The organism is Halomonas litopenaei, assembly GCF_017303055.1.
Lineage (GTDB): Bacteria > Pseudomonadota > Gammaproteobacteria > Pseudomonadales > Halomonadaceae > Halomonas > Halomonas litopenaei_A.
Genome location: NZ_JAEKJT010000011.1, coordinates 160284 through 166854 on the forward strand (window position 1 = coordinate 160284; position 6571 = coordinate 166854).

7 protein-coding genes are annotated in these 6571 nt (G+C 62.0%); 1 reads left to right on the top strand and 6 read right to left on the bottom strand.

The annotated features are described in order from the left end of the window. Complete coding sequence (locus JF545_RS19200; RefSeq protein WP_206944744.1) at window positions 1-1263, top strand: molybdopterin molybdotransferase MoeA; 1263 nt, start codon at window positions 1-3, stop codon at window positions 1261-1263. Window positions 1264-1376: 113 nt separating this feature from the next. Here JF545_RS19200 and JF545_RS19205 read toward each other — a convergent pair whose 3' ends face one another. From JF545_RS19205 to JF545_RS19230, 6 genes are all read right to left on the bottom strand, one after another. After that, window positions 1377-1706 (bottom strand): antibiotic biosynthesis monooxygenase family protein, encoded by a 330-nt coding sequence (locus JF545_RS19205; protein WP_206944746.1) that lies wholly within the window; start codon window positions 1704-1706, stop codon window positions 1377-1379. Next, on the bottom strand, window positions 1703-2221 hold the full coding sequence (locus JF545_RS19210; protein ID WP_206944748.1) for a GNAT family N-acetyltransferase: 519 nt from the start codon (window positions 2219-2221) through the stop codon (window positions 1703-1705). The genes JF545_RS19205 and JF545_RS19210 overlap by 4 nt, the downstream gene beginning before the upstream one ends. A 4-nt stretch (window positions 2222-2225) precedes the next feature. Further along, a complete protein-coding gene (locus JF545_RS19215) occupies window positions 2226-2567 on the bottom strand; it encodes a hypothetical protein (RefSeq protein WP_206944750.1) in 342 nt (113 codons plus the stop codon). A gap of 217 nt (window positions 2568-2784) precedes the next feature. Then, entirely contained in the window at window positions 2785-4968 is a 2184-nt protein-coding gene (locus tag JF545_RS19220) for a hypothetical protein (RefSeq protein ID WP_206944752.1), read from the bottom strand. Between the two features lie 3 nt (window positions 4969-4971). Continuing rightward, window positions 4972-5511, bottom strand: coding sequence for a hypothetical protein (locus JF545_RS19225; protein ID WP_206944754.1), 540 nt, complete (start codon window positions 5509-5511; stop codon window positions 4972-4974). Window positions 5512-6142: 631 nt separating this feature from the next. After that, a partial coding sequence (locus tag JF545_RS19230; RefSeq protein WP_206944755.1) for an integrase core domain-containing protein occupies window positions 6143-6571 on the bottom strand: 429 nt, incomplete at its 5' end.

Sequence of the window (6571 nt, forward strand, 5' to 3'; positions counted from 1 at the left end):
ATGAGCGACACCTGCAGCTGCGACACTCCCAGGGAATCGCGCCCACTCATCGACCTGTGGCAGGCCCGGGATCAGGTCATTGCGCTGGCCACCCCGGTGACGGGAACAGAATGCGTGCGCAGCCATCACGCGCGAGGCCGTGTGCTGGCGACGTCCCTGCATGCCCGCATGGACGTACCCAACGTCGATAACAGCGCCATGGACGGTTACGCGCTGCGCCTGGCCGACCTCAAGGACCATGTGGGGCTACCGGTACTGCTGCGAGTGCCCGCTGGAAGCATGCCTGAACCATTGCCCTTCGGCGGCTGCGCTCGGATTTTCACCGGGGCTCCCATTCCCCATGGCGCCGACGTGGTGGTTCCCCAGGAACACGTGCGACTGGACGACAAGGGGCAGATCTACTTTCCCAAGAACCTGCGCCAAGGCCAGCACATTCGCCGTCGCGGCGAAGAGCTACGCGAGGGCGCACTACTGCTGGACGCCGGTGAGCGTCTGGACGCCATTCGCCTGGCCTTGCTGGCCGCGCAGGGCTTGACCGATGTGCCCTGCCGTCGGCGTCTGCGTGTGGCGATCATCAGCACCGGTACCGAGCTGGTCAACCCGGGGCAGGCGCTGTCGCCCGGGCAGATCTATAACTCCAATGCCGAGATGCTGCATGCCCTCGCCCAGGACCAGCATGTCGAGCTGGTGGATCTGGGTAACATCGAAGACACCCGTCAGGACCTCGAGAGCGCCCTGCGCTATGCCTCCCGCCAGGCAGATCTGATCGTCTGCTCCGGTGGCGTATCCGTGGGTGAGGAAGACCATGTCAGGCCCTGCCTGGAGCAACTTGGCGGCATCAGCCTTAGTGGCGTGGCGATGAAGCCGGGCAAGCCCTTCACCCTGGGCTACATCGGCGAATCCCAGGCTAGCGGCACCCCATTGCTGGGACTGCCCGGCAACCCCACCGCAGCGCTGGTGTCATGGCACCTGCTCGGGCTTCCGCTATTGCAGCGGCTGCAAGGGCGCAACCTGGCGCCCCTCGCCCGCTTTCCCGTCCATGCAGGGTTTACCTTCCGCGCCAATCCAGCACGCCACCAATTACTGAGGGTATATCTCGACCACAGCGATGTGGCCCCGGTGGCACGCATCGCCGGCGCCCAAGGCTCCAATATGCTGAAATGTGCCGCCCACGCCGACGGCTATCTGGTGGTACCACCAGGCCTTCAGGTGGTGCCCGGTCAACGCCTGGACTACCTGCCCCTAAGTCAGTTCGCCCGTTGATGCTGACACCGCAGCGACGCCGCCAACAGAGGGGCCGAGTATGGACCGTGGCCTCTCTCTATCAGCACCCGACAACGTGATAGCGCCTGCGTCGGCGCCTGCACCTATCGGTGTCACAAACCATATTCCCGCTCTACCCGGGAGACTCGGACCTTGTAGCTGGCATACCAGCGCTCGCGCCCCATGGCCTGAGCTTGACGATGATCGAGCTGGGCCTTCCAGGCGCGGATGGACGCCAGGTCGGCCCAGTAGGATACGGTGATGCCGAGGCCATTTTCGCCGTCCTCACGGGCCGATTCGATGCCAAGAAAACCCGGCTGCTGCGCGGCCAGCTCGACCATCTTGTCCGCCATGTCAGCGTAGCCGTGATCGCCGGCAGTGCGTAGGGACGTGAAGATGACCGCGTAGTAGGGAGGCGTGGGGGTAGCGGCAAAAGGGCTCACCGGGGAAGGTCTCCTTGGGCTGTCTGATCGTTCACTCGGGCCATGGAGTAGGCGCTGACGTAGGTCCCGTTTCTGAAGGCAAAATGTCGCGACTCGCCCTCGATGTCAAAGCCGGATCTTTGGTACAGGGCAACCGCTCGCGCATTGTCGACGTAGACCGTGAGCTCGATGCGTGTCACTGCCAGCCAGTTGTCGCATAGATCCAGCATGCTGGCCATCAGCGCGCGGCCCACCCCCTGTCCCTGGACATCATCTCTCACCCCCATGCCGAAGGTCGCCACGTGACGTCTTCGCGGAGAACGACACTGCTCGAGCCCCAGGCTACCGACAAGCTCATCGTTGAGCGTCGCCACAAGGAAGTGGAAGTGATCATCGAACGACGCCAGGCGTTCCTTCCACAGACGGGTGCTGGGAAATGGCAGTTTCAAGGTGTCGGCAAAGACAGGGGCTCGTTCATAGAGGCTCTTGAGGCCTTCAGCATCATCGGGCTCTGCCCGCCTGACGACAACGTCCATATGGCTAACCTCCCTTCAAGCCATGCTCATTGACGTACTCATCGACGCGACGCCATTCATTGCTATCGATGCTCTGCAGATCGACTTCCTCGACGCTGTCCCAGAGCAGACCTGGCGCCACTCTTACGGTGCGCCTCAAGTAACCCCTCGCCCCAATGTCTTTCATCTGCAATTCGATAGCGACGTCCGGATTATCGACATGCCGATAGAGGATGGTCTGTGTTTTATAGGGCGTGACGAGCTCGAAAAGACGCAGCGTTGTCGTCGAGTGGATACTCTTTTCGATGCCAAAAAACACACTGACAAGCCCGACAACCAGCACAACAACAACGAGAAACCCCTTCACATGACGTCACCTCGCGGTACTTTAGCTTGCAGAGGTTTACCCCACAGCGCCTTTTCAACGCCTCAGCTCCTCTGCCGCGGCTGTCCCGAGACACATGACTTGCGATGATCGCCAAGGGGCCAACGCAGTCAGCTTACCTGCGCTCAGTAGTAAACGCCCCACCGTGCCAGTGCCGAAAACGGCACTGGCACGGTGACCTCGGGTCGTTGCCAGGCCCCTAGGCGCTGGTGTCTAGTTGATAATACGTCGGCAGCACTGCGAACAATGGACGCCAATCGGCAAGGGCGGCGGCCACCGGCTTGAAATCGAACGCGACGTCCTTGCGGGTGGGATCACAGGGCCTGCAGCGCCTCTCGATGCCGGGCTGGTGGAGCTGGATGCAGGTATAGAGCTCCCGGCCATGGGCGTCGATGGCGCTGACACACAGCTCACAGTCGATCGACTGGGCCATCTGTGTCTTGATCTCCAGGCGCCTGCCCTTGAGGCGGTAGACGATCGCCCCGGAGGCGTGCTCTACCTTGCCGTCCCCTTGTTCCAGTACCTGTCCACACAGGCACCACTCATAGTCGACCGGAAAGGCCACGAGCCTCGGCCAAGCCTCGAAGATACCCCGTCGACTCACCGGCCAGGCGCGACAGGACGCGCAATCGCGAGTGGTATACGTGCTCATCTTGCCGCGCTCACCCACCGTCCATCTTGCCGCGATATCCAAAGAGGGTGTCGGTGTATCGAAGGTCACCCAGCTGAGGTTCAGGGCCCCAGCCTCGATGATCGAGCGCCAGGCACGTAGCTTGGCCAGGCGACCCTCGCTGGTGCGCATGCCGAAGACGACATCATGATGCGGCAGGACGGGGAACCCCGGCGGATAGGTGAAGGGAATCAGACCAAGCGGGATCTGCTGGGTGGCCAGCGGCAGTCGGGAGATCTGTACCGGCGTCAGCGCCCCGAAGGAGATGCCCGTCACCGAAAGCCCGCTTCCACCGGCGGCACTCAGGCCGCTTTGGGGGTGCCAGGCCAGGTCTGCCCCTGGTCGAAGCTCGGGACTAACGATGCCAGTGTCCAGGTCCAGCGAGAAGCCACCGGCTGCCACGTGCCCGCCTTGGTGCTTCACCGGTACCGATACCGAGCGCACGATGTTTGAGCGAAGCTCCAGGTCATCGAGCACGATATCGGTCAGCGTCAGGCCACCACCAATGGGGCCCAGCGGGATGGCTGGCAGTCCACCGATCGCTCCGCTGAGGCCATCCGATATCAGGCCATCGGCGATACCCTCGGCCACCGCCTCGACGATGGCCAGCACCACGGCGGCGACGATGACCCCGACAATGCCGCCGAACAACCCGCCCAACCCAAGGGAGGCAAGCCACACCCACCAGGCCAGGTCCACGTCGGTATCCACCACTGGGGTGGTAGCGGTAACGGTGATGGCACCGCCATCGAGCCCGATGTCGATGAAAAACGAGAAATTCGACTCCGCCAACCAGCCGGTACCGGAGTCGGTGGCACGCCCGGTGACGGATATACGATTGCCGATGATCCTCGCCTCGAGATTGCGCAGCGTCCCCTCGCCTCCCGGCGCCGGGATACTGCGATTGAGCCTCAGCGGCGTATCGAAATCGCTGACAGGTCGCCCCAACGACGCCGCAATACGCGTACGCATCACCCTGGCCAGCAGCCAGAAGTTGCTCATCATCACCAGCGACTCGCTGCCGGCAGGGATCATGCTCGATGTGACGTTGTTGATATTACCGCCACCATCGCTGGACATGCGCACACCGAATGCCAGGCAATCTCGGTCCAGTGCCGAGGTGTCGTTCACGGTGGTGACATCGATATCGAACACGGTGGTCGCGTCGTCATCGTCGACCACCGGAATCGGAGGCGTTAGATCAAGCCGACCGATACTGGTCTGAAGCTGGTCGAGGACGATTCCCGCCATCATGTTTTGTGCCTGCGCCAGACTCAATCCTGCAGCACTCAAAAGCGGCCCCAGTAACGTCGCTGACGCAGGGTCGAACGCCACACTGACCGCCGGTGCACCCGCATTGAAATCCATGGTGACCAGCTGATTACTGCCCTCGGTCATCACGGCGACCCTGTCCACCACTGTGATGGCGCCGCCGATCGGGGCCACCGTCAGGGGCAAGGGCGCGGTGATCTGCAGCTGAGAATCGCTGAAGGGAAGCGTCAGACCCACGGCCGGACGCGGGCGGTCCAGGTCGGCCACGGGAGTATCGAAGTTGAGATCGGCGCTCCCGCTCACCCCGCCCGCGTTGACCGGCACGCTGATACTGGGGGGAAAGATGCCACCGGCAAGAAAGGCGGTGGCCAGCTGATTGTTGAGCTCGTCCTCGGACACCTGAACGAGCATGTCGAAGCCGGCAGTTCGATCGAGTGCCATGACCTAGCCCTCCTCGCGTTGTGCATCGCCGTCATCGTCCTTCGGCATTTCGTCCGGCGATATCTGGCCGACTCGACCGCGGGGAAAGGTCGCGATCTTGAAACCCGCCACCTTGACTCCGGGACCGATGACTGCGGCCTGCTCGACCTCGCGGTGGACCCGATGGATGGACTTCAGTTGCTGCCGTGACAGCTTGATACCGGCCTTGAGTAACGCCTCGGCGGGGCGCGCCATGTACAGCAGGGCGTTGGCCTCACTCTGGGACAGCCACTCGATCACCGCCTGGTCAGCTTTCTGGAGCATTTCCATCACCTCATCCGGCAACGCCAAAGGCTCGGCGTCTCGACGTGGCGCTCCCTTGCGCGGTCGACAGCGCAGCGGTCGTCGGGGGAGAGCGAAGTCCTGTCCGGGAACGAGACGAATACTGATGTTGGTATCAAACCCCTGGGGCACTTTCGCGACCACCAGTTCTTGCGCCTTGCCCTGGCCCAACGCCACCTTAGGGCTGCATTGGCAGGGATCATCGTCACTTGGCTTCTTCATGGGTTGGCTCCTTGACGAGAGATTGACATCAGATACTTCGCGGAGCAGCGCGGTATGAGTCGTCAACAAGAAGCATGGCGAGAAAGAACGCTACCCCTGGCCCATCGCTCGCGCTGGACAGCGGAAGGTGATCAGTCTCCCCCACCCGTCTCCTCATCAGGGGCGACGTTGTGGGGGCCGACGATGGAACAATGCATGAAAAGGCGGGCACAGCCCATGGCTGGAAGTGGATAGTCTGCACCAAGCGCAGGTCTCGATGCTGGTGCACGGTTCGCCTCCGAAGCCTCGCATCCAGCAGCCCCGGCTCCTCGGCAGCATCGTCAACGCACTAAAGCACGCACAGACGCCATGGACCATCACCCCACCGGTTGCCTCAAAATAACTTTCTACCAAGTTCTCCCTGTTGTTATCGCCGGATTGACCACCCTCCCAAAGGCCTCTTCTCCCTAAGTAAACTTGGCCTTTTCAGCATAGACCTACATCTTCGATCTGACGACAACGAGTCACAATCCCTGGCTTTTTCACCCCATAAACGACGACACCCCAACGGGGGCCGTCGGGGTGTCCAGGTGAGTACTCAGGTGATGAAAGCCAGTGGCAGCCTGTAATGCCCCCCCGGTTTCTGCACACCCTACGCCGCTAATGACGGGTGTGCTCGGGGTGCCACATAGCCTAGAGACTGATGTGGCCGCTCTTCGTTGTAGTACCGAATCCAGCGGCTGATCACCGCTCGGGCCTGGCCCAACGACTCGAAACGATGCTGCCAGATGCATTCTTCCTTCAGGGACCGGAAGAAGCGCTCAACCAGGCCGTTTTGCTCCGGGGTGTAGGGCGTCGTGAATTCCTGTGTGAGCCCGTAGGCCTTCACTGTCGCCGTATAGTGCCGACTGCTGAAGACGAGGCCGTTGTCAGAGCGAAGGGCCAGCGGTTGATGAATCCGACCCAGTGCGCCGAATCGATGTACCAGAGCCTCTTCCAGCGCGGCTTCAGCCGTCTTGCTGCTGCCGTTGTCCGACAATCGCCAACCAAGGATCTCTCGGGTGCAACAGTCGATGATCAC

Excerpts from the sequence above, each read along its gene's own strand:
- JF545_RS19200 (WP_206944744.1), top strand. The coding sequence starts at position 1 with ATGAGCGACACCTGCAGCTGCGACACTCCCAGGGAATCGCGCCCACTC.
- JF545_RS19210 (WP_206944748.1), bottom strand. The coding sequence starts at position 2,221 with ATGGACGTTGTCGTCAGGCGGGCAGAGCCCGATGATGCTGAAGGCCTC.
- JF545_RS19220 (WP_206944752.1), bottom strand. The coding sequence starts at position 4,968 with ATGGCACTCGATCGAACTGCCGGCTTCGACATGCTCGTTCAGGTGTCC.
- JF545_RS19225 (WP_206944754.1), bottom strand. The coding sequence starts at position 5,511 with ATGAAGAAGCCAAGTGACGATGATCCCTGCCAATGCAGCCCTAAGGTG.